Origin of the sequence: Saliphagus infecundisoli, assembly GCF_020177375.1 — an archaeon.
GTDB classification, from domain to species: domain Archaea; phylum Halobacteriota; class Halobacteria; order Halobacteriales; family Natrialbaceae; genus Saliphagus; species Saliphagus infecundisoli.
Window position 1 is genome coordinate 157,200 of the sequence record NZ_JAIWHV010000004.1, and the last position, 25,017, is coordinate 182,216.

At 68.0% G+C, this 25,017-nt stretch carries 31 protein-coding genes; 20 read left to right on the plus strand and 11 right to left on the minus strand.

Going from position 1 to position 25,017, the window contains the following annotated elements:
* The first annotated feature begins 24 nt into the window (after positions 1-24).
* The 3 genes from LCF40_RS08965 to cruF are packed head-to-tail and all read left to right on the plus strand — an operon-like array spanning position 25 to position 3,239.
* The gene (locus tag LCF40_RS08965) at positions 25-1,521 is read left to right on the plus strand and encodes a phytoene desaturase family protein (protein WP_224828198.1); all 1,497 of its coding nucleotides are present in this window, start codon (positions 25-27) and stop codon (positions 1,519-1,521) included.
* Between the two features lie 25 nt (positions 1,522-1,546).
* A complete protein-coding gene (locus LCF40_RS08970) occupies positions 1,547-2,404 on the plus strand; it encodes a prenyltransferase (protein WP_114576522.1) in 858 nt (285 codons plus the stop codon).
* A complete protein-coding gene (gene cruF, locus LCF40_RS08975; RefSeq protein WP_224828199.1) occupies positions 2,397-3,239 on the plus strand; it encodes a bisanhydrobacterioruberin hydratase in 843 nt (280 codons plus the stop codon). Before LCF40_RS08970 ends, cruF begins: the two co-directional genes overlap by 8 nt.
* On the opposite strand, the gene LCF40_RS08980 is transcribed toward cruF, so the two are convergent.
* Entirely contained in the window at positions 3,236-4,186 is a 951-nt protein-coding gene (locus tag LCF40_RS08980; protein WP_224828200.1) for a phytoene/squalene synthase family protein, read from the minus strand. The two genes, cruF and LCF40_RS08980, sit on opposite strands and share 4 nt — an antisense overlap.
* Before the next feature lie 174 nt (positions 4,187-4,360).
* Between LCF40_RS08980 and LCF40_RS08985 the strand changes: the two genes are divergently transcribed.
* Complete coding sequence (locus LCF40_RS08985; protein ID WP_224828201.1) at positions 4,361-5,212, plus strand: hypothetical protein; 852 nt, start codon at positions 4,361-4,363, stop codon at positions 5,210-5,212.
* Between the two features lie 200 nt (positions 5,213-5,412).
* The gene (locus LCF40_RS08990; RefSeq protein WP_224828202.1) at positions 5,413-6,444 is read left to right on the plus strand and encodes a DUF7537 family lipoprotein; all 1,032 of its coding nucleotides are present in this window, start codon (positions 5,413-5,415) and stop codon (positions 6,442-6,444) included.
* Here LCF40_RS08990 and LCF40_RS08995 read toward each other — a convergent pair whose 3' ends face one another.
* Together LCF40_RS08995 and LCF40_RS09000 are read right to left on the minus strand one after the other, a co-directional pair.
* A complete protein-coding gene (locus LCF40_RS08995; RefSeq protein ID WP_114576517.1) occupies positions 6,445-7,692 on the minus strand; it encodes an ornithine cyclodeaminase, nickel-pincer nucleotide-dependent in 1,248 nt (415 codons plus the stop codon).
* Between the two features lie 64 nt (positions 7,693-7,756).
* Complete coding sequence (locus LCF40_RS09000; protein ID WP_224828203.1) at positions 7,757-8,761, minus strand: NAD(P)/FAD-dependent oxidoreductase; 1,005 nt, start codon at positions 8,759-8,761, stop codon at positions 7,757-7,759.
* 132 nt (positions 8,762-8,893) lie between these two features.
* Between LCF40_RS09000 and LCF40_RS09005 the strand changes: the two genes are divergently transcribed.
* From LCF40_RS09005 to LCF40_RS09020, 4 genes are all read left to right on the plus strand, one after another.
* Positions 8,894-9,052 carry a hypothetical protein gene (locus LCF40_RS09005; protein ID WP_198667858.1) on the plus strand — a complete coding sequence of 53 codons (159 nt, stop codon included), beginning with the start codon at positions 8,894-8,896 and terminating at the stop codon, positions 9,050-9,052.
* Positions 9,053-9,090: 38 nt separating this feature from the next.
* Positions 9,091-9,504, plus strand: a complete 414-nt coding sequence (msrB, locus tag LCF40_RS09010) for a peptide-methionine (R)-S-oxide reductase MsrB (protein WP_114576515.1) — start codon at positions 9,091-9,093, stop codon at positions 9,502-9,504.
* Between the two features lie 48 nt (positions 9,505-9,552).
* Positions 9,553-9,765 (plus strand): DUF2196 domain-containing protein, encoded by a 213-nt coding sequence (locus tag LCF40_RS09015; protein WP_114576514.1) that lies wholly within the window; start codon positions 9,553-9,555, stop codon positions 9,763-9,765.
* A gap of 70 nt (positions 9,766-9,835) precedes the next feature.
* Positions 9,836-10,660 (plus strand): YihY/virulence factor BrkB family protein, encoded by an 825-nt coding sequence (locus LCF40_RS09020; RefSeq protein WP_224828204.1) that lies wholly within the window; start codon positions 9,836-9,838, stop codon positions 10,658-10,660.
* A 124-nt stretch (positions 10,661-10,784) separates the two neighbouring features.
* Here the strand turns inward: LCF40_RS09020 and LCF40_RS09025 are convergent, their stop codons facing one another.
* Positions 10,785-12,983, minus strand: coding sequence for an AAA family ATPase (locus LCF40_RS09025; RefSeq protein ID WP_224828205.1), 2,199 nt, complete (start codon positions 12,981-12,983; stop codon positions 10,785-10,787).
* 81 nt (positions 12,984-13,064) lie between these two features.
* Between LCF40_RS09025 and LCF40_RS23160 the strand changes: the two genes are divergently transcribed.
* On the plus strand, positions 13,065-13,199 hold the full coding sequence (locus tag LCF40_RS23160) for a DUF7128 family protein (protein ID WP_255565227.1): 135 nt from the start codon (positions 13,065-13,067) through the stop codon (positions 13,197-13,199).
* A gap of 6 nt (positions 13,200-13,205) precedes the next feature.
* Here LCF40_RS23160 and LCF40_RS09030 read toward each other — a convergent pair whose 3' ends face one another.
* Positions 13,206-14,048, minus strand: a complete 843-nt coding sequence (locus LCF40_RS09030) for a fumarylacetoacetate hydrolase family protein (RefSeq protein ID WP_224828206.1) — start codon at positions 14,046-14,048, stop codon at positions 13,206-13,208.
* 117 nt (positions 14,049-14,165) lie between these two features.
* On the opposite strand from LCF40_RS09030, the gene LCF40_RS09035 reads away from it, so the two are divergent.
* The gene (locus LCF40_RS09035; protein ID WP_224828207.1) at positions 14,166-14,642 is read left to right on the plus strand and encodes a DUF7577 domain-containing protein; all 477 of its coding nucleotides are present in this window, start codon (positions 14,166-14,168) and stop codon (positions 14,640-14,642) included.
* Between the two features lie 8 nt (positions 14,643-14,650).
* On the opposite strand, the gene LCF40_RS09040 is transcribed toward LCF40_RS09035, so the two are convergent.
* Positions 14,651-14,899, minus strand: a complete 249-nt coding sequence (locus tag LCF40_RS09040) for a DUF7508 domain-containing protein (RefSeq protein WP_224828208.1) — start codon at positions 14,897-14,899, stop codon at positions 14,651-14,653.
* Between the two features lies 1 nt (position 14,900).
* Positions 14,901-15,344, minus strand: coding sequence for a DUF5796 family protein (locus LCF40_RS09045; protein WP_114576508.1), 444 nt, complete (start codon positions 15,342-15,344; stop codon positions 14,901-14,903).
* Between the two features lie 85 nt (positions 15,345-15,429).
* Between LCF40_RS09045 and LCF40_RS09050 the strand changes: the two genes are divergently transcribed.
* From LCF40_RS09050 to LCF40_RS09070, 5 genes are all read left to right on the plus strand, one after another.
* The gene (locus tag LCF40_RS09050) at positions 15,430-16,299 is read left to right on the plus strand and encodes a shikimate kinase (RefSeq protein WP_224828209.1); all 870 of its coding nucleotides are present in this window, start codon (positions 15,430-15,432) and stop codon (positions 16,297-16,299) included.
* Positions 16,296-16,634, plus strand: a complete 339-nt coding sequence (locus LCF40_RS09055) for a chorismate mutase (protein ID WP_114576506.1) — start codon at positions 16,296-16,298, stop codon at positions 16,632-16,634. The genes LCF40_RS09050 and LCF40_RS09055 overlap by 4 nt, the downstream gene beginning before the upstream one ends.
* A gap of 120 nt (positions 16,635-16,754) precedes the next feature.
* Positions 16,755-17,666: an ABC transporter ATP-binding protein gene (locus tag LCF40_RS09060; RefSeq protein WP_224828210.1), complete on the plus strand. Its 912-nt coding sequence runs from the start codon at positions 16,755-16,757 to the stop codon at positions 17,664-17,666.
* Positions 17,663-18,469, plus strand: coding sequence for an ABC transporter permease (locus LCF40_RS09065; protein ID WP_114576504.1), 807 nt, complete (start codon positions 17,663-17,665; stop codon positions 18,467-18,469). The genes LCF40_RS09060 and LCF40_RS09065 overlap by 4 nt, the downstream gene beginning before the upstream one ends.
* Positions 18,466-19,281 carry an ABC transporter permease subunit gene (locus LCF40_RS09070; RefSeq protein ID WP_224828211.1) on the plus strand — a complete coding sequence of 272 codons (816 nt, stop codon included), beginning with the start codon at positions 18,466-18,468 and terminating at the stop codon, positions 19,279-19,281. The genes LCF40_RS09065 and LCF40_RS09070 overlap by 4 nt, the downstream gene beginning before the upstream one ends.
* 75 nt (positions 19,282-19,356) lie before the next feature.
* Here LCF40_RS09070 and LCF40_RS09075 read toward each other — a convergent pair whose 3' ends face one another.
* A complete protein-coding gene (locus LCF40_RS09075) occupies positions 19,357-19,896 on the minus strand; it encodes a hypothetical protein (RefSeq protein ID WP_224828212.1) in 540 nt (179 codons plus the stop codon).
* A gap of 140 nt (positions 19,897-20,036) precedes the next feature.
* Here LCF40_RS09075 and LCF40_RS09080 point away from each other — a divergent pair, with 140 nt between their 5' ends.
* Entirely contained in the window at positions 20,037-21,266 is a 1,230-nt protein-coding gene (locus LCF40_RS09080; protein ID WP_224828213.1) for a hypothetical protein, read from the plus strand.
* A 1-nt stretch (position 21,267) separates the two neighbouring features.
* On the opposite strand, the gene LCF40_RS09085 is transcribed toward LCF40_RS09080, so the two are convergent.
* Positions 21,268-21,690 carry a universal stress protein gene (locus LCF40_RS09085; protein ID WP_224828214.1) on the minus strand — a complete coding sequence of 141 codons (423 nt, stop codon included), beginning with the start codon at positions 21,688-21,690 and terminating at the stop codon, positions 21,268-21,270.
* A gap of 257 nt (positions 21,691-21,947) precedes the next feature.
* Between LCF40_RS09085 and LCF40_RS09090 the strand changes: the two genes are divergently transcribed.
* Positions 21,948-23,471: an MATE family efflux transporter gene (locus LCF40_RS09090; RefSeq protein ID WP_224828215.1), complete on the plus strand. Its 1,524-nt coding sequence runs from the start codon at positions 21,948-21,950 to the stop codon at positions 23,469-23,471.
* 360 nt (positions 23,472-23,831) lie between these two features.
* Here LCF40_RS09090 and LCF40_RS09095 read toward each other — a convergent pair whose 3' ends face one another.
* Both LCF40_RS09095 and LCF40_RS09100 read right to left on the minus strand, forming a co-directional pair.
* Entirely contained in the window at positions 23,832-24,071 is a 240-nt protein-coding gene (locus LCF40_RS09095; protein WP_224828216.1) for a HalOD1 output domain-containing protein, read from the minus strand.
* A gap of 3 nt (positions 24,072-24,074) precedes the next feature.
* Positions 24,075-24,275 (minus strand): hypothetical protein, encoded by a 201-nt coding sequence (locus LCF40_RS09100; RefSeq protein WP_224828217.1) that lies wholly within the window; start codon positions 24,273-24,275, stop codon positions 24,075-24,077.
* A gap of 173 nt (positions 24,276-24,448) precedes the next feature.
* Here LCF40_RS09100 and LCF40_RS09105 point away from each other — a divergent pair, with 173 nt between their 5' ends.
* Together LCF40_RS09105 and LCF40_RS09110 are read left to right on the plus strand one after the other, a co-directional pair.
* A complete protein-coding gene (locus LCF40_RS09105; protein ID WP_224828218.1) occupies positions 24,449-24,631 on the plus strand; it encodes a hypothetical protein in 183 nt (60 codons plus the stop codon).
* Entirely contained in the window at positions 24,628-24,894 is a 267-nt protein-coding gene (locus LCF40_RS09110; protein WP_224828219.1) for a hypothetical protein, read from the plus strand. The genes LCF40_RS09105 and LCF40_RS09110 overlap by 4 nt, the downstream gene beginning before the upstream one ends.
* Positions 24,895-25,017: the final 123 nt, after the last annotated feature.

The following is a 25,017-nucleotide window of genomic DNA, read 5'->3' on the forward strand; positions in this document are numbered from 1 at the left end:
CCCCGCGGGGACGGAGGGGGAGCCATGAAACCGCTTGCGGGGGAGTCGGTCGCCGTGATCGGCGGCGGCGTCGGCGGGCTCTCGACGGCCTGTTATCTCGCCGACCGGGGCGCCGACGTCGCGGTCGTCGAGAAAAACGAGCAGGTCGGCGGGAAGGCCTCCCGGCTTGAGCGCGACGGCTTCCGGTTCGACATGGGTCCCTCGTGGTATCTGATGCCCGACGTCTTCGAGCGCTTCTTCGCGGACTTCGACCGCCGGCCCGAGGACTATTACGAACTCGAACGTCTCGACCCCCATTATCGGATCTTCTTCAAAGACGACGACCGGATCGACGTCACGCCCGACCTCGAGCGCACCAAACGGATCTTCGAGAGCTACGAGCCCGGTGCTGGCGAGGTCCTAGAGGAGTACCTCGAGTGCTCGAAGGTCAACTACGAGGTCGGGATGGAACACTTCGTCTACGAGGACCGCGAGCGTTTGCGGGATTACATCGACGCGGACGTCGCCCGCCAGGCCCGCGGACTCTCGCTTCTGGGATCGATGCAAGACCATGTCGAGGACTACTTCGAGCACCCGAAGCTCCAGCAGATCGTCCAGTACTCGCTGGTCTTTCTCGGGGGCTCTCCCGAAAACACGCCCGCGCTCTACAACCTGATGAGCCACGTCGATTTCGGCCTCGGCGTCTGGTACCCCGAGGGCGGGATCGGGAGCGTTATCGATGCGATCCGCGATTTAGGGGCCGAACTCGGCGTCGAGTACCACACCGACCGGCCGGCCACGGCGATCAAGGGCCGAAGTGGGGGGTTCAAACTAGAAACCCCGCGGGGACCGCTGCTCCCTGATCTGGTCGTCAGCAATGCCGATTACGCCCACACCGAGCAGGAACTCCTTCCCCCCGAGAAACGGGGCCACGACGAGGAGTATTGGAACTCGCGAACGTACGCGCCCTCCGCCTTCCTCCTCTATCTCGGCGTCGAGGGAGAGATCGAGAACCTGGCCCACCACACGCTCGTGCTCCCGACCGACTGGGACGACCACTTCGAACAGATCTTCGACGATCCACAGTGGCCGGAAGATCCCGCTTACTACTGCTGTGTCCCCTCGATGACCGACGAGAGCGTCGCCCCCGAGGGCCACGGCGCGCTGTTCGTCCTCGTTCCGATCGCACCCGGCCTGGAGGACACCCCCGAGATCCGCCGGCAGTACCGCGACCGGGTGCTCACAGACCTCGCGGAAAACACCGGCACCGACCTCGAGGACCGGATCGTCATGGAGGAGCGCTTCAGCGTCTCGGACTTCGCCGACCGCTACAACAGCTTCCGTGGGAGTGCACTCGGGCTGGCCCACACACTCCGCCAGACGTCGCTCTTTCGTCCGCCCCACCGCTCTGCTGAGGTCGACGGGCTCTACTTCACCGGTGCCGACACCACCCCCGGAATCGGGGTCCCGATGTGCCTGATCAGCGGCCGACTCACGGGCGAGAAGGTGGTGGAGGACTACGGGAACGAGCACGGCGAATGAGGCTGTCACAGGGGGACGATCGGCCGTGAGCGCGTTCCGTGCGGGCCCCCGCGACCGACTCGCCTACCTCCTCACCCTCTCGCGGCCCCGCTTCTGGCTCTACCTCGCGGGTCCCGTCCTCGTGGGCGGCGTCTACGCGGCCGACTCGCCGGCGGACCTGCTCGCGCCGGTGACGGTCGCCCTCTTCGCGTACTTCCTCGTCCCGGCGAACGTCTACCTCTACGGCGTCAACGACGTCTTCGACCGCGAGATCGACGCGGAGAATCCCAAGAAATCGGGGCGAGAAGCCCGTTACCGGGGACAGCGGGCAGTTCCGGTCGCCGTCGTCGCCTGTGGTCTCCTGGGGATCGCGCTCCTCGCTCTGGTTCCCCGAATCGCTTGGCCCTGGATCGGGCTGTTTCTGGTCCTCGGGGCGGCCTACAGCGCGCCGCCGCTCCGGCTGAAGACGACGCCCTTCCTGGACTCGGTCTCGAACGGCCTCTACATCACTCCGGGAGTCGCCGCCTACGCCGCCGTCGCGGGCTCGCTTCCCCCGGTACTGGCGATTGTCGGCGGCTGGCTGTGGGCGATGGGGATGCACACGTTCTCGGCGGTCCCCGACATCGAACCCGACCGACGGGCGGGGATCGAGACGACCGCCACGGTGCTTGGCGAGGACCGAACCTACGCCTACTGTGGAGTCTGCTGGCTCGCCGCCGCTCTCGCCTTCGGCGCGATCGACCTCCGTCTGGGCGCCGTGATGGCCGTCTACCCGCTGCTCGTCGCCGGGGTCGCGCTTTCTGCGGTCGCCGTCGACCGGGCCTACTGGTGGTTCCCCGCGATCAACACCGTCGTCGGCGCCGCCCTTACGATGGGCGGGCTCTGGGGAGTCCTCTATGGCTGACTCGAGTGGGCGGCGGGAGGCGATCCAGACCCGGCTCGAGGGCGTCATCCGAAAAAACCGCTTTACGATCGCCGTCGTCTTTCCCGCCATCGGCGCTCTGACGCTCCTCGCCAGCACCGAGGGGCTCCTTCCCGAGCCCCTCGCGTACAATCCCCTCCTGATCCTCTTTGGCACCCTCGTGATGCGCTCGCCGCTCGTGGTGGGGCTTCTGCCCCGGATCGATCGGAGGGCGCTCGCCGCACTCGGAGTCCTGACGGGCTACACGTACGCGATCGAAATCATCGGTGTGCGGACCGACTGGCCCTACGGCGCCTTCGAGTACGGGATCGAACTCGGGCCGATGCTGTTCGGCGAGGTGCCCCTGGCGCTCCCGCTGTTTTTCATCCCGCTGGTGGTCAACGCCTACCTGCTCACGCTGTTGGTGCTGGGGGATCGGGGGACCAACCCGCTCGTCCGGGTCGGGAACGCGGTCGTCGCCGTCGTCGCCGTCGACGCCGTGCTCGACCCCGCCGCGGTCGCCGTCGGCTTCTGGACCTACGTTCCCCCCGGACCCTACTACGGCGTCCCGCTCTCGAACTATTTCGGCTGGGTGCTCTCGGGGACCGTCGCCGTGATCCTCGTCGATCTCGCCTTCGATAGGGAGGCGCTGCTCGCACGGGTCAGAGACTGTGAGTTCGTCCTCGACGATCTGGTGAGCTTCGTCCTGCTGTGGGGGGCGATCAACCTCCTCTATGCGAACTGGGTCGCCGCCGGCGTCGCGGGCGCGTTCGTCGTCGGCCTGCTCCGGACCGATCGCTACGACCGCGCGATGCTCCGGACGGCGCTGCCGGCCTAACGGGTCGGGAGGCCCTCGCCGTGGCCTGACCCCGGCCGGCTCCGGTCGGCGGTCGGAACCGCCGACACCCGCCGGAACACGGCCTCGGGGTCCCGGTTCCAGTGCCAGTGCCAGCGAGTACGGAGGAGACAGCCCAGTTTGCGGGTCGTCGAGAGCTCGGGGGGATCGCTCAGGACGTCGTACTCCCGGTTCCGGATGAGCCGGTGGTGTTCGGCGTAGAGGACGGCCGCAAGCAGGACGGGCAACTGGCAGTCCTCGGGGAGATAGCGGATGCCGGCGACCCCCTCGCGGTAGCGCTCTTCGGCCCGCCGGAGCTCCTCGGCCATCGCGCCACGGAACCCCTCGGAGGGCTCTAAGCGTTCGATCGTTTCCTCGCTCACGCCGTGGGCGGCGAGCGTCTCCCGGGGCAGGTAGATCCGGTCGCGGTCGACGACGTCCTCGCGGACGTCCCGCAGGAAGTTCGTCAGCTGGAACGCCTCGCCGAGCGCGACCGCGTGGGGCAGTGCGGTGTCGGGGTCGTCGGGCTCCATGATCGCCGTCATCATCACGCCGACGGCCGCCGCCGACCCGCGCATGTACGCCGCGAGTTCGTCGTAGCTCTCGTAGCGGGCCGTGTGGATGTCGGTCTTCATCGCGTCGATGAACGAATCGACCTCCGCCTCGGGAATACCGTACTCCGCCCTGAGCTCGTTGAACGCGGCGAGCACCGGATCTCCGGGCTCGGAACGGCCCGCCGCCTGGGCGCGGAGCTCCTCCAGACGGGCGGCCTGTTCTGCGGGCGGAGTGTCACCGGCGTCGTCGACGACCTCGTCGGCAATCCGGAAGAAGCCATAGAGGACGTGAGTCGGGTTCCGGACGCGCTCGGGGAGAAAGCGCGTCGCGAGGTAGAACGTCTTCCCGGTACGTTTCTGTATCTCCTTGCCGGCTGCGATGTGTTCCTGTTGCATGGTGGGGACTCGTCCGGGAACGATACGATTCAGTGTTTCTGGTTCGACGGATAACGGTAAAAAGCCTCGCCCTCACAAGGATGGCTTACCGGGTGAGACGAGCGAATCCGCCCGTTCCGGGATCCGATCCGGTCCGTGAGAAACTACTTGTCGGACCGGTCCCTACGGCCCGGCGTGTCACGCCTCGCGGTCGCTCTCGTCGTCCTCCTCGTTTCCCTCGCAGGCTGTAGCGGGCTCTCGGAAGAGGGAGGCCCGCCCGACCGCGAACCGTACGGCGTCGACGAGCCGGTGAACCCCTCCATCGAGGACGGTTCGGAGGGGCTCCTCCCCGGCCTCACGACCGAGGGGGTAACGAACCCGGATGCCCTCTTCGAGGGCCACCACGAGGCGATAGCCGACACGCCCTACACCATCGAGACCGAGACCGTGTACGTGACCGAAACGGAGAACGGAACCGTCCGACAGGTGATCGAAGGCGAGACGTACGTCGATCCGGAAGCCGGAGTCGCCCTCGAGAGCAACCGACAGTACACGGAGGGCAACGGGTCGGAGGGGGCCTTTCCGGACCAGCGAAACCGGACCGTCGAACGGTGGTTCGGCACCGAGACGCTCGCCCGAACCGAGAGCGAGAACGGACGTGTAGGGTATCCCTACATGGGGTGGTCGTACGAACCCATGGAGTGGGTCGCGGGCACCCTTCTCGGCGCCCTCGAGACGGTCGGGAACACGACGACGGTCGGCGCCGTCGAGGCCGAGGACGGGCGGTATTACGTGGTCGAGGGCCGCGGGAACCGATCCGAGGAGTTCGACGGGACGAGTAGGGTACGGATCGTCGACGTCCGGGCGCTCGTCCGCGACGACGGACTCATCCGCCAGGTGGTGTCCGAGCGGGCCGTCGAACGGACCGACGGGCGAACGGTCGTCGACTCCAGCGTCGAAGTCACCGGGGTCGGCGAGACGAGCGTCGAACGGCCCGCCTGGTACGACGACGCCCTCGAGGCCCAGCCCGAGGAACCCGATACGTAGGGTCCGAGCGAGGAAGAGGGATGGAGTGGGGGGCAACGAGAGCAGAAACGGCGAGCAACCGACGGACGACGATGGAGCCGACGACGCACCGAACGGCGGGGGCGGATAGGCCCTCGCCGGACAGCCCTCCATCGAGGGACGGGGACCGTCCCGGACGGACGGTGGGCAGATATTTGTCGGGTCGGTCCCTACGGCCCGGCGTGTCACGCCTCGCGGTCGCTCTCGTCGTCCTCGCCGTCGTCCTCGCGGGCTGTGGCGGATTCGCGGGCGGGGACGAGCCGCCCGACCGCGAACCGTACGGCGTCGACGAGGGGATAAACCCCTCCGGCGAGGACGAGTCCGAGGTGCTTCTCACCGGCCTCACGACCGAGGGGGTAACGAACGCGAGCGAGCTCGGGGAGGCCCACCGGGAGGCGATCGGCAATCGGTCGTACACGATCGAGACCGAGTACGAGTACGTCATCGCCGAGGGCGACGAGACCTTCCGGCAGACGTCGAACTCGACCATCTCCATCGATCCCGACGCGGAGACCGTCCGCTTGAGGGGGCGCTACCGGTCCGAGGGGAACGTCTCGGACGTACCGACGGCCGACGAGCCGAACAAGACCGGCGATCAGTGGCTCGGCGACCGAGGGGTCACCAGGATCGAGTACGAGAACGGGAGCGTCGAGTACGCGCCGCCACAGGGCGCCGCCACGACGGGAAGCGAACGGATCGACACCGCGGACCGCTCGCTCCTCTCGCCGCTCGAGGGCTCCGTGGTGCCGACGACGGCTGGCGCGGTCGACGCCGAGGACGGAACCTACTACGTCGTCAACGGCTCGGAAACCGTCTCGGGAGACGAGGCGGAGTACGGACAGGAGAGCCGGGAGGTCGACGTCCGGGCGCTCGTCCGCGAGGACGGGCTGATCCGCCAGACGGTCGCCGAACAGGAGATGATCATGGAAGACGGCGAGCGAATCAGAATCGCCCGGACCACCGAAGTCACGGCCGTCGGTGAGACGGACGTCGAGCGGCCCGACTGGTACGAGGAGGCCATAGCGGCCCTGCCCGAGCCGATGGAAAACGAGTCGGGCGAGGGTGGTATGGCAGTCGACCGTGGGGCCGGCGCGGGCAACGGGACGGCCGACGAGCGAGCGACGACCGAGGCGAACGACAGCGACGACTCGGACGACGTCGAAACGGAAGACGACGGCGAGGACGCCGACGACCCGAACGGGACGACCGGATAGCTATCGGTCGTCGATCAGTTCCTCGGCCAGCAAGGGGAGGAAGGTGCCGATGTCGGTGACCATCCCGATCGCCTGGGCGCTGCCCCGGTCGAGGAGCTGTGTCACTGTGGCCGGATTGATGTCGACGCAGACGGTCTTGGTCGTCGAGGGCAGACAGTTGCCGACCGCGACGGAGTGAAGCAGCGTCGAGAGCATCAGCACGAGGTCGGCCTCGTGGGCCTGCTCGCGGATGGCGTTCTGGGCCTCGATCGCATCCGTGATCGTGTCGGGGAGGGGACCGTCGTCGCGGATCGAGCCCGCGAGCACGTAGGGGACGCCGTTCTCGATACACTCGTACATCACGCCGCTCCCGATCGTGCCGGCCTCGACGGCGGCCTCGATCCCGCCCGCTCGGCCGATCTCGCTGATCGTGTAGATGTGGTGCTTGTGGCCCTCGCGGGGATGCTCGAGGCTCTCGGTGTCCACCCCCAGCGAGGTACCATAGAGGTCCCGTTCGAGATCGTGGACCGCAAACCCGTTGCCCGCCGACAGCGAGTCGATGTAGCCCTCCCGGACGAGCGAAGCCAGTGCGTCGCGGCCGCCCGCGTGGACGATCGCCGGGCCACAGACGACGAGGACGGTGCCGTCCTCCTCGCGAACCTCGCGCATCTCGCCTGCGATCTCGCTTATCAGCGACTCCGAGGGCCGTTCGCTGCTGACCCCGCCCTGCATGAACCCGAAGGAGCCGCCGCCGTTGCGCGGGCGTTCGGGCGGTTCGACCCGGATACCCGTCTCGCCGGTGACGACGAGGTCGCCCTCCTCGATGGCGTTCAGCACCTTCGTCCGGGCACGCACGTCTCCCTCCGTAGAACCCCCGCCACCGCGCTCGACGACGATCGCACAGTCCATCTCCGGGTCGTCGATCCCGTGCCACTCGCCGTCGACCCGGACGTACGTCGGGTGGTTCGTCGTCGAGTAGAAGTCGATCGGGACGACCTGGTCGTCCGGCGCGGCCTCCAGCGTGGCGTCCCGTGGATCCGCGACGGTCGCCCCGTTCTGGTTCAACTCGTGGACGATCGCTCTGAGGTCGGCCTCGGTCTCGGCCAGCACCCGCATCCGGCAGTAGGTCTCTTCGTGTTTGTGCCGGCCGACCTCGAACTCCTCGACCTCGAACTCCCCGCCCATGTCCATCACCGCCCCGAAACACCGGGCCATCATCCCCGAGTCGATGATGTGGCCCTCGAGTTCGACCGTCCGCGCGACTGTCATGGCCGCCCCTTCGAGCCGGGTCGCCGTCAATCTGTGCGTCCTCGCAGTTCCTGCGCCCGTCCGGTTAGAGCCGATCGCCGATCTCCAAGCCGCCCTCGAGGGAGGCGTGAATCCGTCCCTCGCCGTGGGTCGCGTCGCTCGCGACGTACAGACCCGCCGCCTCGCCCGCGTTCGCGTCGATCCCCTCGTCGTCGGGCAGCGCGTGGCGCCACGAGACCCGTTCGGCCCACTTGGGGTCTGCGAGACGGTCGTCGTCGAGCAGGGCCGCGGCGTGGCCGGCCGCGAGTTCCGCCGCCCGCCCGTCGGGCGTCTCCCGGTGTTCGACCGACCAGTCGGGGGCCATCTGGACGATCAGCAGGCTCCGACCGTCGGGGACGTGACCCCGTTTTTCGCCCTCGCGGGCGAGCCAGCCAACGGCGTGGGCGCGGTCGGTGTTGACGGCGGCGTAGTACGGCCGATCGAGCGGGAAGGAGTAGGCGAGTGCGAACGAATCGATCGATCGGTACGCAAACGATTCGAGATCCGCGGCGAGAGCCGCAGGATCGAAGTCCGTACCGGAATCGACGCTCGTGTGCTCGAGGATCGACGCCGACGCCGGCCCCGGCGGCGTGAGGACGACGGCATCGTAGGGACCCGTCCGACCGCCGCCGGCGAGGACGTCCCATTCTCCCTCGCCCGTGCGCTCGAGGCCCGTCACCTCAGTTCCGGTTCTGACGGTTGCGCTCGCCCGTTCGAGGAGCCGTCGCGGGAGGATCGTGATCCCGTCCTCGAAGGTCCACTTGTGGTCGTCGCGGTCGTCTCCTGGTTTGATCTCGCCGTCACCCTCGAACGTCCAGACGGGCTCCTCGACGTCGATCAGGTCGCCCTCGTCGAGCGAGTCGAGGAGTTCGGAGCCGCCCTTGTGGTAGTTCGCGCCGACGTCGTAGACGTGGCCGGCACGCCTGCGGGTCGCGGTCCGGCCGCCGGGTTCGCCCTCGCGTTCGAAGACGACGACCTCCCGTTCTCCATCGAGCGCAGTCGCGACGCCCGCACCGGCGACGCCGCCGCCGACGACGGCGACCCGGCTCACGGGCGCTCACCCGCCGTCCGTCCGCCCGTTCGTACTCGTCGCGTTCGAGGACCCATGACCGGACGGTGGTGGGCCGGCGACATATACCCACGGCGAGCAAAATCTATGAGGGTCGATCACGTAGGTCCGCGTATGGCGAGTGAATCCACGGCGTCCGAGTCACGGTGTCTGAACTGCGGGTTCGAGGCCCCCGGAGGCGACGAACAGTGGGTGCGCCTAGACCTCGCAGGCATCGGCCGGCTGACCCAGTGTCCCGACTGCGAGAGCACGAACGTCATCACGGGCCGATAGGGGACAGACACTTACTTCCCTCGCCCCTACCGGGAGGTATGAGCCAGGACCAGTACGAAGAGGGCGAATCGGTTCCCGACAGCGACGACGAGTGGCGCGAGCGACTCTCGGAGGAGGAGTACGAGATCCTCCGGGAAGCCGGGACCGAGGCGCCCTTTTCGGGGGAGTTTCTCGACCACAAGGAGGACGGCAGCTACGTCTGTGCGGGCTGTGGCGCCGAGCTGTTCGACTCCGAGACCAAGTTCGACTCCGGATGTGGGTGGCCGTCGTTCTCGGACGTCGACGACGACCGGGTCGAGACGCGACGCGACACGAGCAACGGGATGGACCGCACGGAGGTCCTCTGTGCGAACTGCGGGGGCCACCTCGGCCACGTCTTCGACGACGGCCCCGAACCGACGGGCAAACGCTACTGCATCAACTCGGTCGCGCTCGGATTCGACGACGAGTAGGTGACTGCAGGCATCACGCTTTTCGACCGGACGCGTCGAGGAGTGAATATGGTAGACACCGATACGCCGCCCGACGCCGACTCGCTCCGGGAGGGGATGACTGTGCGGGTCGTCCAGCCCGACCAGGACGTCGAATCGACCGAGAAGGAGCCGATCGTCGGCGAGGTCGGCTCCGTCCTCGGCGAGGAGCCCGAGGGCCCGAAAGTCGAACTCCTGTCGGGCGCGGTCGGCCACGTGAAGGAAGTCGTCACCGACGAGTGAGTCGACTACCGCTCGTCGCGCTCCCGCCCGTAGCGGTACGTATTTGAGTCCCTCCGCGGAAACGGAGGGCATGGTCTCGAGCGTCGCCGACTTCGCCCGCGACGTCCTCGCGGTCTCCCGGGAGCGCCAGCTCGGGGTCACCGCCGCGGGGCTGGCCTTCCACGCGTTCAACACGCTGGTGCCGGCGGTGATCCTCCTGTTGGTCGCGACGACCGTCTTCGACGCGGGCGAGGCCCTCCTCGGGTTCGTCGAGGCGACCAGCGGGATCGACACGGCGCCGATCGAGGGCCAACTCGAGCCCGGCGGCGCCCAGGGCCCGATCCGGGCGACGGTGCTCGCCTTCCTGATCCTCGCCTGGAGCGGCGTTCGGCTGTTCCGGGCGGTCAACAGCGCCTTCACGGACGTCTACGACGGCCGAAAGCGCCAGTCGCTGTCGGGCATGGTCGTCAACGTCCTCCTGACGTCGGTGACGCTCACGGTCGCGGTCGGGCTCGCCGGGATCGTCGGCGTGAGCCTCTCGTTCGTGATCGACGGGCTCCTCTGGCGGATGGTCAGCCCGGTCGTGCTTTTCGTCTCGCTCGCCTGTGCCTTTCTCCCGATGTACTACCTCTACCCCCAGACCGACGTCACGCTCCGGGAGGTGCTGCCGGGGACCGCGTTCGCCGCCGGAAGCTGGGTCGTCCTCGCGGCGGGCTTTCGGCTCTACATCCGGACCTCGGAGGGCGTCGAGCTCTACGGCATCGCGGGCGCGGTGCTCATCGTTCTGACCTGGGTCTACCTCGGCGGGCTCTGTATCCTCCTCGGTGCCGTCGGCAACGCCGTCCTCGCCGGCCGAGTCGAGCCCGACGCCGAGTGGATCCCGCTTCGGGATCGTCTCCGGTCGGTCGCCGACTAACGATCACAGCAGGTCATACTACCGGACAAAAGTCAGTGAACGGTCGATCGCGCTTCGCGGACCGTCGCCGCCGGCGACGGCCGTTCACATGCGATCCATCCGTGAACCGTTTTATCCGATAGTATCAGTCGCCCGGATCGACGTGACCGGTCGCGGCCTCCAGGTGCCGGCGTTCGATCAGGACCTCCCCGGCGCGGTCGTTCGCCTCCTCGGGGCCGTACGCCTCGGCGACCTCACGGATCGCCGCCATCGAGGCGTCCCGGACGAGCGCCTCCAGGTCGGCGCCGGTGTAGCCCTCGAGGTCGGCCGCGAGTTCGTCGAGATCGACGTCGTCGGCGAGGGGCTTGCCGGCGGTGTGGACCGCGAGGATCTTCTCTCTGGCCCCGAGATCGGGCTCGGGGACGAGGACGTGGGTGTCGAGTCTGCCCGGCCGGAGGAGCGCGGGGTCGATCGCCTCGCGGCGGTTGGTCGCCGCGACCACCACCAGATTGGGGTTCTCGGCCATCCCGTCGAGTTCCGTCAGCAGTTGGGAGACGACCCGTTCGGTGACCTCGTGGGTTCCGTCGCCGCGGGCGCCCGCGATGGCGTCGATCTCGTCGAAGAAGACGATCGAGGGGGCGGCCTGGCGGGCGCGCTCGAACACCTTTCGGATCGCCTTCTCGCTTTCCCCGACGTAGCGATCGACGATCTCGGGGCCGTCGACCCGGACGAAGTTGACGTCGGTCTCGCCGGCGAGCGCCCGCGCGAGCAGGGTCTTTCCCGTTCCGGGGGGACCGTGAAGCAAGACGCCAGAGGGCGGGTCGGTGTTGGTCTCCTCGAACAGGCGGTCGTAGACGAGGGGCCACTCGACTGCCTCCCGGAGGGTGGCTTTCGCCTCCGCGAGTCCGCCGACGTCCTCGAAGGTCGTTCCGGGCGATTCGGCGACGTACTCGCGCATCGCGGAGGGCTCGACGCTCGCGAGCGCGGTGTCGAAGTCGGCTTTCGTCACCCGCGGATCGCGGTTCCACTCCGCTCGCTCCTCGGGCTCGGTCGGCCGCCGGCGGATCGCGGCCATCGCGGCCTCGCTGGTCACCGAATCGAGGTCCGCGCCGACGAACCCGTGGGTCCGGGCGGCGATCTTCTCGACGTCTACGTCGTCGGCGAGGGGCATTCCGCGGGTGTGGACCTCGAGGATCTCGCGGCGTCCGCGTGCGTCGGGGACCCCGATCTGGATCTCGCGGTCGAACCGACCGCCCCGCCTGAGCGCGGGATCGAGCGAATCGACCCGGTTGGTCGCCCCGATGACGATCACCTCGCCGCGGGCGTCGAGGCCGTCCATCAGCGTCAGCAACTGGCCGACGACCCGGCTCTCGGCGTCACCCTCGTCGGAGCGTTCGCCCGCGATCGAGTCGATCTCGTCGAAGAAGATTATCGTCGGCGACTTCTCGCGGGCGCGCTCGAAGACCTCCCGGAGCTTCTCCTCGCTCTCGCCTTTGTACTTCGACATGATCTCGGGGCCGGAGACGGTGAGGAACGTCGCGTCGACCTCGTTTGCGACCGCGCGTGCGATCAGCGTCTTCCCGGTTCCGGGCGGACCGTAGAGGAGGACGCCCGAGGGCGGATCGACCCCGAGCCGCCGGAAGAGGTCGGGTTCGGAGAGGGGAAGCTCGATCATCTCCCGGACGAGTTCGAGTTCGTCGTCCAGCCCGCCGATGTCCTCGTAGGTCACGCCGGAGGGGCGGTCGGCGTCGCCGTCGCCGGCCCGACCGCCACTCGTCCCGGCGTCGATGGGCACGTCGGTCCCTTCCTTCGGTGCGGCGCCGGTCTGCACCCGGAACTCGGTTCCGGAGCCGACCCGAACGTCGCCCGCGGGATCGGTGTCCGCGACGCGGAACGGGGCCGCTCCCGCGCCCTCGATCCGGAGGCGTTCGCCCGCCCGGATCGGCCGGCCCTCGAGCGCGCGGGCGGCGGCGCGTTCGGCCAGCGGGCGGTCCTCGGTGGGCAGCGATGGGGGTGCTTCGAGGGTGACCGACCGCGCCTCCCGGACGTCCGACTCCTCGACGGTCCGGACGGTGACCGTGTCGCCGACGTGGACGCCCGCGTTCGCGCGGGTGTCGGCGTCGATCTGGACGACTGTTTCGGGCACCGTCGGGTCCGCGGGCCACAGCTTCGCGACGGTCGTCCGCTCGCCCTCGATGGCGACGTCGTCGCCGCTCAACACCCTGAGGCGTTTGCGTGCGGCCTCGGGAATCCGGGCCACTCCCCGTCCCGCGTCCCGTTTCTCGGCGGCCCGAACCGAAAGCGAGACTCCCCGTTCGTCCCCACCGCCGTCGGATTCGCTCATACCACCCGTTTCGGAGGGGCGGTCTTGAGAATTTCCCCGTCCGGGAGAAACGCCTTTCCTTCCGGACGTTCTTCGGTAGCCATGGTCGTGGACACCGAGCGCGACGGCGCCACCTGGTTCGAGTGCGAGGACTGTGGACTCCTGTTCGACGACCGCTCCGAGGCCGAAGAACACGAGCGCCACTGTGACGCCGAGGGTCCCTCCTACATCCAGTAAGGCCTACTACTCCCGGACCTCCTCGACGGTGTTCTCGAGGGTGCCGATCCCCTCGACGTCCACCTCGACGGTGTCGTCGGGGTAGAGCTGGATGTCCTGGAACGTTCCGACGCCCTCGGGGGTCCCCGTCGCGATGATGTCACCCGGTTCGAGGCGGACCCGCGAGGAGACGAAGGCAACGAGGTCGGCGACCGACTGGATCATCATTCCGGTATTATCGTCCTGCATCGTCTCGCCGTTGACCCGCGAGGCGATGGCGAGGTCCTGTGGGTCCTCGATCCCGTCCGTGACGACGTAGGGGCCGACGGGCGTCGTCTCCTGCATCGCCTTCCCGGAGAACCAGTCGAGCAGGCGGTCGCCACCCATCTCGAGGCCCAGCTGGCGATCCCGCGCGGAGGTGTCGTTCAGGATGGTGTAGCCCGCGACGTACTCGAGGGCCTCGTCGCTCTCGACGTGGCGAGCCGATTCGCCGATGACCGCGGCGAGTTCGGCCTCGTAGTCGATCTCGTCGGTGACGCGGGTGTGGTAGCTGATCGGCTCGCGGTGGCCCACCAGCGTCCGGGGGAGTTTCAGGAAGACCAGGGGCCACTCGGGGACCTCGATGTCGGACTCCTCTGCGTGGGCCTCGTAGTTCAGCGCCGCACAGAACACCGTGTTCTCGTCCGTCGTCGGCGGCAGGTAGGTGATCTCCCCGGTGTCGAAGGTGTCGCCTCCGACGCCGGCGGCGTCGCCGGGCCGGGAGAGGGCGTCCCGGAACGTGTCGAACTCCCCGGTGACGTCCCGCACTTCGCCGTCCTCGAACACGCCGATTCGTCGTTCCCCCTCCGCGCGGAAGCAGCCGATTCGCATGCTCGGAGGTCACAGCAGGGGCCCTTGAGCGTTTGTATCCCTGCGAGATCCGCGGGCGGTCCGCCGGGCCCGGACCCGTCCGACAGTATATACGTCCGGGGACCGAACCCGCAAGGGATGCGTTCGTCGATCGGGAAGGGCCTCGCCTGGCAGCTCGTGGGTCTGCTGTTCTATCTCATCGGGATGGCCGTCTTCCTCGTGATCGCGGTCGACGTCTTCGTTTCTCCGCCGGAGGGCTCGATAGAGAACTTCACCGCGAGCCACCTGACCGGGATCGTCGTCAGCGTCGTCCTCCTGATGGTCGGCCGGGCGATCAGCTGGAAGTACGGCGGGGAGATCGGCGGCCTAACGATGGGTGGCTACGGGTTCGGCGGTCAACCCGGCCGGGCCGGGGATCGTGACCACCCCGATCAGACGGTCCTTGAGCAACACGGCTACTACCAGTCGCCGCCCGACCCCGAGGAGCGCCCCGACGAGGACGGCCCCGGGCGGGGCCTCGAGTCGGTGGCGGCCGAGGGAACCGTCTGTGAGTCCTGTGGGACCAAAAACGGAAGGGGATTCGACTACTGTCGCAACTGCGCCGCCGAGCTGTGAGCCCGGAACTATGACTCGAGGCGCTCGCGGTGGTCTGCGACCAGTTCCGCCGCCCGGTCTCGAGAGCCCGTCGCCTCCCAGCGGACCCGCTCGCCGTCGCCGTAGGCGAGCGCCGTCTTGAGTTCGTCGGCGAGCACTCCCGACTCGACCGCGAGCACCGTCCCCTCGTCGTCGCCGAGTTCGTAGACGCCGATCCGGTCGGGCGCACGGGCGACGGTCTCCCGGTTCAGGTCCCTCCAGTGTTTCGAGAGGGGCATCTCACTCGGCCTCGCCGTCCCCTCCCGCGACGATCTCGTAGGCGTGTTCGCTCATCTCGTCCTCCGCGAAGACGAACACCCGGCCGCTGGCGACCTCGGGCTCGGCCTCGACGACGATGGCGTACCCCTCCGTCCGGACCGAGACTCCGGGGAACAGCTCGGTCTCCTCGTCCGTGCCGAGCATGACCCGGCCGACGCCGGTCGACTCGAGGATGTCGTCGTGGGTGTTGCGGTCGTTGACGTAGGTCATGACCCCGGAGACGCCGTCGGGGTCGGTAACGAGGACGTGGACCTCCTTGCCGGGCGGGGTCCGGACCGATCCGGTCTCGGGCTCGGGGACGCCGTTGTAGAACGTCTCCCGGCCGTCGGTGTACTCGACGACGACGCCGCCGTCGACGAGTTCCACGCCGAGGGTGCTCGGCGGGACGTCGTTTCTGGCGCTCATGGCCCCCGGTTGGAACCGACCGGGGAAAAGCGCCGCGTTCGCGGGAACCGCCAGCCGTAAATACGCCCTGGGAGAGAGTCCCGGTATGGACGGCCGGGCCAGGGCCCCCGCGGCCGGAACGGTGCTCAACGCGCTCGCGACCCGGAAGGGTGCCGCGTTCGCGATCGACCTCGAGACGACCGCGACCGTCTCCCTGACCGACGACGGCCGGGTCGAGGGAGAGATCGCCGACCGGCCCGACGCCGACGCCGCGTTGATCGAACGCTGCGTCGAACTCGCGGTCGATCGCTACGCCGCCGACGCGGGCTTCGATGCAACCGGCGCCCGCGTCCGCACCGAGAGCGAGGTGCCGATGGCCTCCGGGCTGAAGAGTTCGAGCGCCGCCGCCAACGCCGCCACCCTCGCGACGCTCGACGCCCTGGGGGTCGCCGACTCGGTAGACCGGATCGATGCCTGCCGGCTCGGCGTCGAGGCCGCCCGCGAAACCGGCGTGACGGTCACCGGTGCCTTCGACGACGCCAGCGCGAGCATGCTGGGGGGCGTGACGGTGACCGACAACGCGACCGACGAACTGCTCGTCCGCGAGGAGGTCGACTGGCAGGCGCTGGTCTACACGCCCCCCGAGCGGGCGTTCAGCGCCGACGCCAACGTCGCTTCCTGCGAGCGGGTCGCGCCGATGGCCGACCTCGTCTACGAACTCGCCCTCGAGAAACGGTACGGCGAGGCGATGACGGTCAACGGCCTCGCGTTCTCGGCCGCCCTGGAGGCGCCGACCGGGCCGACGATCGAGGCCCTCCCGCACGCCGACGGCGTCTCGCTGTCGGGGACTGGGCCGAGCTACGTGGCGGTCGGCGACCGGACGGCTCTCGAGGAGGTTCGGGAGACGTGGGCAGAGCGGCCCGGGACGACGCGGCTGCTCGAGACCAGAAACGACGGCACACGGATCCAGACATGACCAGAGAGACCGACACCGACGGCGAGGGGGAGATCGGGCATGGAGACGGCGTGGCGATGCCCGAGGACGCGGAACTCGACGACCTCCGCGAGGAGATCCGGGAGATCGACGGCGACATCGTCGAGCTGATCGCCCGACGGACGTACGTCGCCGACACGATCGCGGGGGTCAAAGAAGAAGAGGGGCTGCCGACGACCGACGAGAGCCAGGAGACACAGGTGATGGAACGTGCCGGCGAGAACGCCGATCGGTTCGACGTCGACGCGAACCTCGTGAAGGCGATCTTTCGGCTGCTGATCGAGTTGAACAAGGTCGAACAACGCGAGAGCAGGTAGCTCGAACGGACGTCCTCAAGAACCGAGCCGTCGCGATCGATCACCCGACGGGCTTCGAGGTGTTTCCGGCGGGGAAGTCGCGCCTCCCATTTTAAGGTTCTCCCCTCGCGAAAGGAGGGCATGGTGGCGATCGACGCGAACGAGGTCTCGAAGCGCTACGGAACGCTTCAGGCGGTGGATCGGGTGGATCTTACGGTCGAGGAGGGGGAGACGTTCGGCTTTCTGGGCCCCAACGGGGCCGGGAAGTCGACGTTCATCAATATGTTGCTGGATTTCGTCAAGCCCAGTCACGGTTCGGTCTCGCTGTTCGGCAACGACTGCCAGGGCGAGGGCGTCGCCGCCCGCTCGCGGATCGGTGTCCTCCCGGAAGGGTATTCGACGTTCGACCGGCTGACCGGCCGCCAGCACGTCGAGTACGCGATCAGGTCGAAAGCGGCCGACGATGACCCGATCGACGTGCTGGACCGGGTAGGGATCCGCGAGGCCGCGGACCGGAAGGCAAGCGGCTACTCGAAGGGGATGGCCCAGCGGCTCGTCCTCGGGATGGCCCTCGTCGGCGAGCCCGACCTCCTCCTGCTCGACGAGCCCACGACCGGGCTCGATCCCAACGGCGCCGCCGAGATCCGGGAGATCCTCCGCGAGGAGAACGAACGGGGGGCGACCGTCTTCTTCTCGAGTCATATCTTGGAACAGGTCGAGGCGGTCTGCGATCGCGTCGCGATCCTCCAGGACGGCGAACTCGTCGCCCTGGACACGATCGAGGGGCTCCGGGAGACGATGGGCGGGGGGACGAAACTCGTCATCACCCTCGACAGACTCGAGGACGGAACCCTCGAGACGATCTGGGCCGTCGAAGGGGTCGATACGGCGGTCGCGACCGAGGAATCGACCGTCGAGATCACCTGTACGAACGACGCGAAGATGGATGTCATCGTCGCGCTCCACGAGGCCGGTCTCGACGTCCTCAACTTCCGGACCGAGGAGGCCTCTTTGGAGGACATGTTCGTCGAGTACACCGGTGCGGGGCGATGAGCTGGACGGTTCTCGCCCGCCAGGACGGCCGGCTCACGGTCGGCGCCAAGTCGGTCAAATACCTCCTGGCGCTGCTGGTGGCGGTGGTCATGCTCGGCGCCTACGTCTACCCGCTGTTCGGGACCGAGCCGATCACGACCGCGCGCTTTTCGGGGTTCGTCGTCGGCTGGCTCGCCACCCTGCTCCCGCTGATCGGCGTCCTGATCGGCTACAACGCCGTCGTGAGCGAACGAGAGTCGGGCGCGCTCCTGCTGTCGCTTTCCTTGCCCCACAGCCGGGGGGACGTGATCCTGGGGAAGTTCCTCGGCCGGGCGGGCGTCCTCGCGGCGGCCATCGTGGTCGCGATGATCGGTGCCGGCGCGCTCGTCGTCTACCCCTTCGGCGAGCTCGAGCTCCCCCGGTCGCTCGCGTTCGTCGGCCTCACCGTCGTCTTCGGGATGATCTGGACGGGGATCGGGGTGGCCTCCTCGCTGGTCGTCGCCACCAAACGGCGCGCGCTCGTGGTCGCCTTCGGGGTCTTCTTCCTGTTCGTCTTCGCCTGGGAGACCGCGGCCGACGCCCTCGAAACGGGGCTGAACAGTGCGGGGATCCTCGACGGCGAGCTTCCCGGCGCGGTCGAGTTTCTCGTCGCGATGGAGCCCGGAGCGGTCTACACCCGGCTCGTCACGAGCGTCGATCCCGGCGGCAGTCTCGAGGGGGCGTGGTACCTGGGCTGGGACGTCTCTCTGGTGGCGTTCGTCTGCTGGGCGACGATACCGATGGGGCTCGCCTACCTCCGCTTTGCGGGGAGTGATCTCCCGTGAGCTGGCGCGCGCTCGCCTACAAGGACCTCCACGACGCGAGCCGGTCGCGGACGCTCTGGCTCCTCGTGGCCCTCCTGATCGTCGTCTTCGGGGGGTACACCGTCGGCCACGGCTACCTCGGCGAGGAGACCTTCCCGGCGTTCGTCGCCGGACTCGCGGGGGTGGTCGGAGTCTTCCTCCCGGTGCTCTCGCTCCTGATCGGCTACAAGTCGGTCGTCCACGAGCGGACCAGCGGAAGCCTCCACCTCACCCTTTCCTTTCCCCACTCCCGGTCGGACCTCGTCGTCGGGACCCTCGTCGGCCGCTCTCTCGTCCTCCTCGCGCCGACGCTTCTGGCCCTTGCCCTCGCGGGCGTCGGCGGCGTCGTCCTCTATGGCACCGAGGGAACGGTCGCATACCCGCTGTTTCTCGCCGCGAGCGCGCTCTACGGGCTCGCGTTCGTCGGGGTCGCGGTCGGGCTCTCGCTGTCGACCACCGCCGACCGCTGGATCACGTTCGGCGCGCTCGGGGGCTACCTCCTCTTGGTCCAGCTCTGGGACAACCTCCACTCGCTGACGCTGCTCGTCCTCCATCGCTTCGAGTTCGCCGTCCTCACCGACATCCCCGACTGGGCGCTTCTGTTCCGGCTGATCAAACCCAGCGAGTCCTACTACCGCCTGCTCCGGGCCGGATTCGACGTCTCCCTGGCCGGGCGCTACGTCGGCGACGTCCCCGTCTACGTCGGCTGGTGGATGGCTCTCGTGATACTGGTCGGCTGGATCGCGGTCCCGCTCGCCGTCGGCTACCGGCGGTTCCGGGCCGCGGACCTCTAAACCCGTCCGACGGTTTCCGATGCCGTTCGAGAACCGCCCGCCAGCTACCCGAATCCCGGTCGTCCTCCCCAGCAGCTACTCCGAGAACTCGTCGTCGTACTCCTCTAAGTCACTGAACTCCTCGATGACGGCGACCACGATCGAGTCGCCCGCCTCGTCGGCGCCGACGAACACCGTGACGTGTTCCTCGTCGGGACTCGCGACCTCGACCGTCTCGGTCGCCCCGCTCTCGCCGCCGACCACCCCGTCGAGTTCGATCGACACCGTGTACTCCCCCGAGTCGGTCAGGACGTCCTCGTAGATCCCCATCGACTCCCGGTCGCCTCCGTCGCTCTCGTTGCCGCCATCGTCGCCGTCACTCTCGCTCGATGGCAGGTCGAAGCGTTCCTCGAGGACGACGTCGCCGTTGGGATCGAGCATCTCGATCGAACCCGACAGCTCCCGGTCGGTGCCGTTGAACACGTTGACGTCCTCTAGGAACATCCCCCCGAGGAAGTCCGCGATGGCCGAACAGCCCGCGAGCGCGACGCCGGCGGCGCTCGCGCCGGCCGCCAGGAACCGGCGCCGTCCGATCGTCGATCCCATCACCGTTCGTCCGCTGTCTCCCTCTCTCATTGACACCTGCTGATTGTGGTGGGGTACGCAAAAGGGATGAAGGGCGTTCTCTCGGCCAGAAATCGGGGACCTCCATCGCTCGCGGAGAGTCACCGTCGAGCGAAAAATGATTGATGGGGCGGCTCCCCGAACGGGACGCCATGTCGAGGATCGACCGACGGCGGTTCCTCCGGGCGATGGCCGCGGCCGCCGGCACGGCGACGGCTCCGGCCGGGGCGGCAGCCGGGGCTCGAGAGGGATGGGAGTGGACCGACGGCGGCTCCCGGTTCGGCACGGTCAACGGCGCGGTCGCCGTCGGGAACGGGGCGGTCCTCGCCGGCACCGTCGCGGCCGAGGGCGAGCCCAGCGCCGGCTTCGCCGCCCGGCTGGCGGCCGGCGGCGAGGTCGTCTGGCGCCGCCGATACGTCTCCGACGATCAACGGGAAGCCCTTGAGGCGGACGTGCTGGGCCCGATCCCACAGGACGGGATCTCGGCGGTCCTCCCGGCGCCCGACGGCGACGGGGCGCTTCTGGTGGGGTGGACCTACCACGACAGCGTGGCCGTCTACGTCGGACGGCTGGTCCGGATCGCTTCCGACGGGCGAGTGAGCTGGGAGCGCTCGGCCGGGGAGTTCTCGCCCCACCTGGCCTACGGCTACCTCGCCGGCGGGGTCGCGACCGAGGAGGGCTACCTCCTCTGTGGGATGGGGTCCCCGGGGATCATGCTGGGGGGCGCCGGCTGGCTCGTCTCGCTCGACGCCGGGGGCCGGGTCCGCTGGCAGCGCCTCTACCCCGCGACCGACCGCGACGTAGAGCGGACGAGTCTCCGGGACGTTTTCCGTGGAGCCGTGGCCGTCGACGGCGGGTACGTCGTCGGGGGCCACTACGACCCCCGCGAGGTGGGGGACCCACGGGGGTGGCTCCTCGGAATCGATCCCGCGGGCGGCGTGCGCTGGGAGGACCGCTTCGACGGCGAACCGACCCAGGTCCACGCGCTCGCGACCAGCGACGCCGCGGGGTACGACCTGCTCGCCGTCGGCACGGTCGCCTCCGAGGTCGACCCGGGCGACCGCCAGTTCTCCCGGCCACACCGACCAGGGGTCGGGGGCGACGGGTTCGTCGCGGCTTCCACTGCGGGCGGCGACCGGGTCTGGCGCGAACGCCTGCCGGGAACCCCCCTCCTCGCGGCGGGTCACGGCCCCGAGGGAGTCCTCGCCGGCGGCGTCCGGCGGGGGAGCGGGTGGGTCGGGACCGTCGGCCGGACCGTCGTCGACTCCGGCGGGCCGGGACTGGTCACCGCCCTCGCTGATGCCGGCAGCGGGCGCGTGCTCGCGGCCGGTCGCCGGCGCCGAGCGGTCCGGACCGACGCGTGGGCCAGAGCGGTTCCATAACCTACTTCACGACCGTCACGGGGGCCGACGACCGGCGGACGACGAGTTCGGCGACGCTACCCAGCAGGAGCCGTGCCGCGCCGTCCCGGCCGTGGCTGCCCATCACGACGTGGTCGACGACCTCGCGCTCGACGTACTCGACGATCTCCCGCCAGGGGGAGCCGGTCACGACCTCGGTCTCGATCGTCGCGTCCGGGGCGTCGAGGCCCGCCGTCGCGGCCTCGAACAGCCGTTCTGCCCGGTCGCGGTCGCGTTCGCCGCTGGCACCCCCGCCCGGTCCCTCGAGGAGCCCCGACTCCTCCTCGGTGGGGTCCGCGACGTACAACAGCGTGATCCTCGCCTCGGGGAACAGGTCGGTCGCGCGCTCGAGGGCTTCCGTCGACTGGGGCGAGCCGTCGATCGGCACCAACACGTGTTCTGGCATGCGGGGTGGTTGGGCGGTCCGTCGGATAATGCTACCCCCTGGCTCGTCCCGTGGGTCGGCCGCCACTCGTCGTTCTCGGCGGATCGGATGGGCCGGGCGGACCGGGCCGACTGGTCCGATCGGGCCGACCGGAGCGGTTCCCGCCGGTCGGGCGTCGGACACGGACGCCCGTGTCGATCGTTTGCTGACCGGAAGCGGTCGCGACTGCCGGCTTTCGAGGGTCTTTTTGCTCGCGTTGACAAGCGCGGTCGAACCCAGTGGACCGTCCCCCGAACCCCATCAGACTGCTCATCCTCTACATCGGCCTCGGGCTCGCCCGCCTCGGGCTGATCGGCGGCGAGCGCGCGCGCCGGACCGCCGACCTCGCCTGGCCCCGGATCGTCACCGGGATCGCCCGGATGTCGAAGAACGCCGTCGACGTCGCGATGGTCGGGATCGCCGTCGGCCCGGCCGCGATCGCGGGCGTCGGCTTCGCCTCGCCCTTCTGGGGACTGGCCTTCGGCATCGGCGGCGGGATCGCCGGCGGCACGATCGCGCTCGTCTCCCAGCGCTACGGCGCCGAGGCCTACGGCGAACTCGGCCAGGCGGTCCGGTCGAGCGCCCTGCTCGTTCTCGTCTTCACGCTGCCGCTGACCGTCGTCTTCTGGCGCTATCCCACGGAACTGATCTCGCTGATCTCCGACGACGCCGAGGCGATCCGCCTCGGCGCGGACTACCTGCGGGTGGTCGGCTTCGGGATCCCCTTCGCCGGTCTGAACCTCGTCGGGAGCCGGATCTTCGTCGGCTTGGACGACGCCCGGACGCCGATGATGTTCCGGGGCGGGGGCGCGGTCGCGAACATCGTGCTCAACGCGACGTTCATCTTCGTCCTCGAGTTCGGCGTCGTCGGCGCCGCGATGGGCACCGTGCTCTCGAACGCCGCCGCCGCCTCCGCGTTCGCCGTCGCGCTCGTCGCCGGGCGCTTTCCCGGTCTGGGCTCGTTTCCGGTCCGGGTCGATCCCCTCGGGAGCTACCTCCACCTCGCCACGCTTCGGGACTTAATCGAGATCGGTCTCCCCGTGATGGCCCGGGGGCTGGTCTGGACGGTCGCCGAGTTTCCGATGCTCGGGATCGTCGACATCTTCGGACAGAACACCGTCGCGGCCTACGTCATCGCCCGGCGGATCTGGGGGCTGATGAACGTCCCCGGCTGGGGCTTCGGGCTGGCGGCCTCGAGCCTCGTCGGCCGGGAACTGGGGGCCAACGACGAGGGGGCCGCCGAGTCCTACGGCCGGGAGATCATGCTGTTTGCCTTTGCCACCTACTTCCTCTCGGCGGTCATCGTCTTCGCGTTCGCCGAGCCGATCGTCAACGCCTTCGTCGGCGACGCCTCCGACCCCGCCGTCGTCGAGATCGGGATCGGTCTCGTCTACGCCGCCTGCTTCGCGATCCCGCTCAAGGGGATCTCCAGTGGCGCCTCCGGCGCTCTCGAGGCCAGCGGCGACACCCAATGGACCTTCTACAGCCAGGCCGCGGGGATGTTCGGCTGTGCGATTCCCCTGGCCTATCTCGGGGCCGCCGGGCTCTCGATCCCCCCCGCCGTCTCGGTGCCGCTGCTCGGTAGCGTCGCCGTTCCCCTCGGCGGGTTCTCGATCCCCGCGCTCGGGCTGGTCGGGCTCTATCTGGGCTTCATCTCTGAAACCGCGGTCCCCGCGGCGATCAACTACTGGCGCTTTTCGACCGACAAGTGGAAGGCGATCAGCCGGGCGTACCGCCCCGACGCGACGCCCAGCGACGACTGACCTGACTCTGGACAACGGTGAGGAGTCATACAACGGTTCTCATACCCGCGTTCGCCGCTTCCTCTATGTGCTCACTGCAGGTGCGAACTAATCGCTGGGGTTCTATCAGTTTGAGATGGTGTTTTTGCTACTGTGCAAGATGTAGGGCGCAAATAGTGCACGAGACTCGGCTTGAGTTACGAAGGCGGAGATCGTTCAGTACAGGGTACGAATGGAGCACGACACCCCCAAGAGTCAATCAGAGCAAATCGGTCGAGCAGAAAACATGGTGGTATGAATACAGTGGCTATGTAAGAATATTGATTGATAAATTTGGAGAAGGGGTTCGTTACAGGACGAATTCTCGATTGCGCATCCAAATCAGGATCGGGAGCGCTTTTCGAGATGGATCGACTCACCGGCGGTGACGGTGACGACATATCCTTTGTATGGAAACGTGACCGAGATTTCACCCGCGGTACACAGTGTGTCAAGCGCGTCCGGATCGACAACGTCAGGTAACGGTCGCAACTCCTCGGGAGTGGTCCCCTCTCGCTCTGCGACGGCCATCACGACCCCGACGCTCACTGAGTCGCCGAACTCCGTTGGGTCTGTATACATCGGTTATTCCTTTGTTTGATCAGCGTCTCTGGCCAGTTCGGTGATTTGTACTTCCCAGTCGTAGGTCGATCCTCGCGTTCGAAACTCCCAGGCACCGCGAACGTCCACCTCCGTCTCGACGGCCTTCTCGACCGCTTCCGCGAGGATAGCCTCGAATTCATCGGAACTGGTAATCGTAACATCATCGAGTTGATCACGTGTCATGGTGGGTGGGCCACGATCCTTGACCCGAAGGGGAGAGAGTGCTAAGTCACGACCACATCAGCATGGTTTCACTTCGTGCAGAGCGTTCGGTCCAGTATCCCAAAGAGACGCCATACCCATAGGTGTGCCGTTGTGCATGGTACACCATGGTGTTTTCGCGAGGGTGGTGCACCATGCCGCCCTATTTACTTACCTTGAACTCCATCCTCTCTCAAGGAATGGCAGTCATTGCGCATCTTCGAATCCCGGCCGATTCGTTCGAACTCGGCCGGATCCTCGACTTGGAAGCCAGCGGACTGATCGAACTCGAAAACATGGTTCCGATGGGTGAGAAAGCCGTTCCTTTTTTTCCGTGAGCGACGAGGTTCGGGAATCGTTCGAGCAAAACGTCGAGAATCATCCGTCCGTCGGTCACATCGTCGAAGTGACCCGCCATGACACCGAGCGGTTGTATTCGCTGGATTGGAACGTCAAGCGTGACGTATTCTTCCAGGGAATTATCGATCTTGAAGGACAACTCCTGAGTGCCACTGGGACGCCCAACACGTGGGAGTTCGAAATTCGGTTTCTCACACACGACGCGCTTAGTGTAGCTGCAACCGTTAAGCTGCTAGTTTAAGCTCTCTGAGCACCTATCTATCGGAATGAGCGCGAAGAAACACGTTGTCGAGCTTTCCGACGAAGACCGCAAAACGTTGGACTGGTTCATCTCAACCGGTGAACGAAAGGCCGAGGACAATAC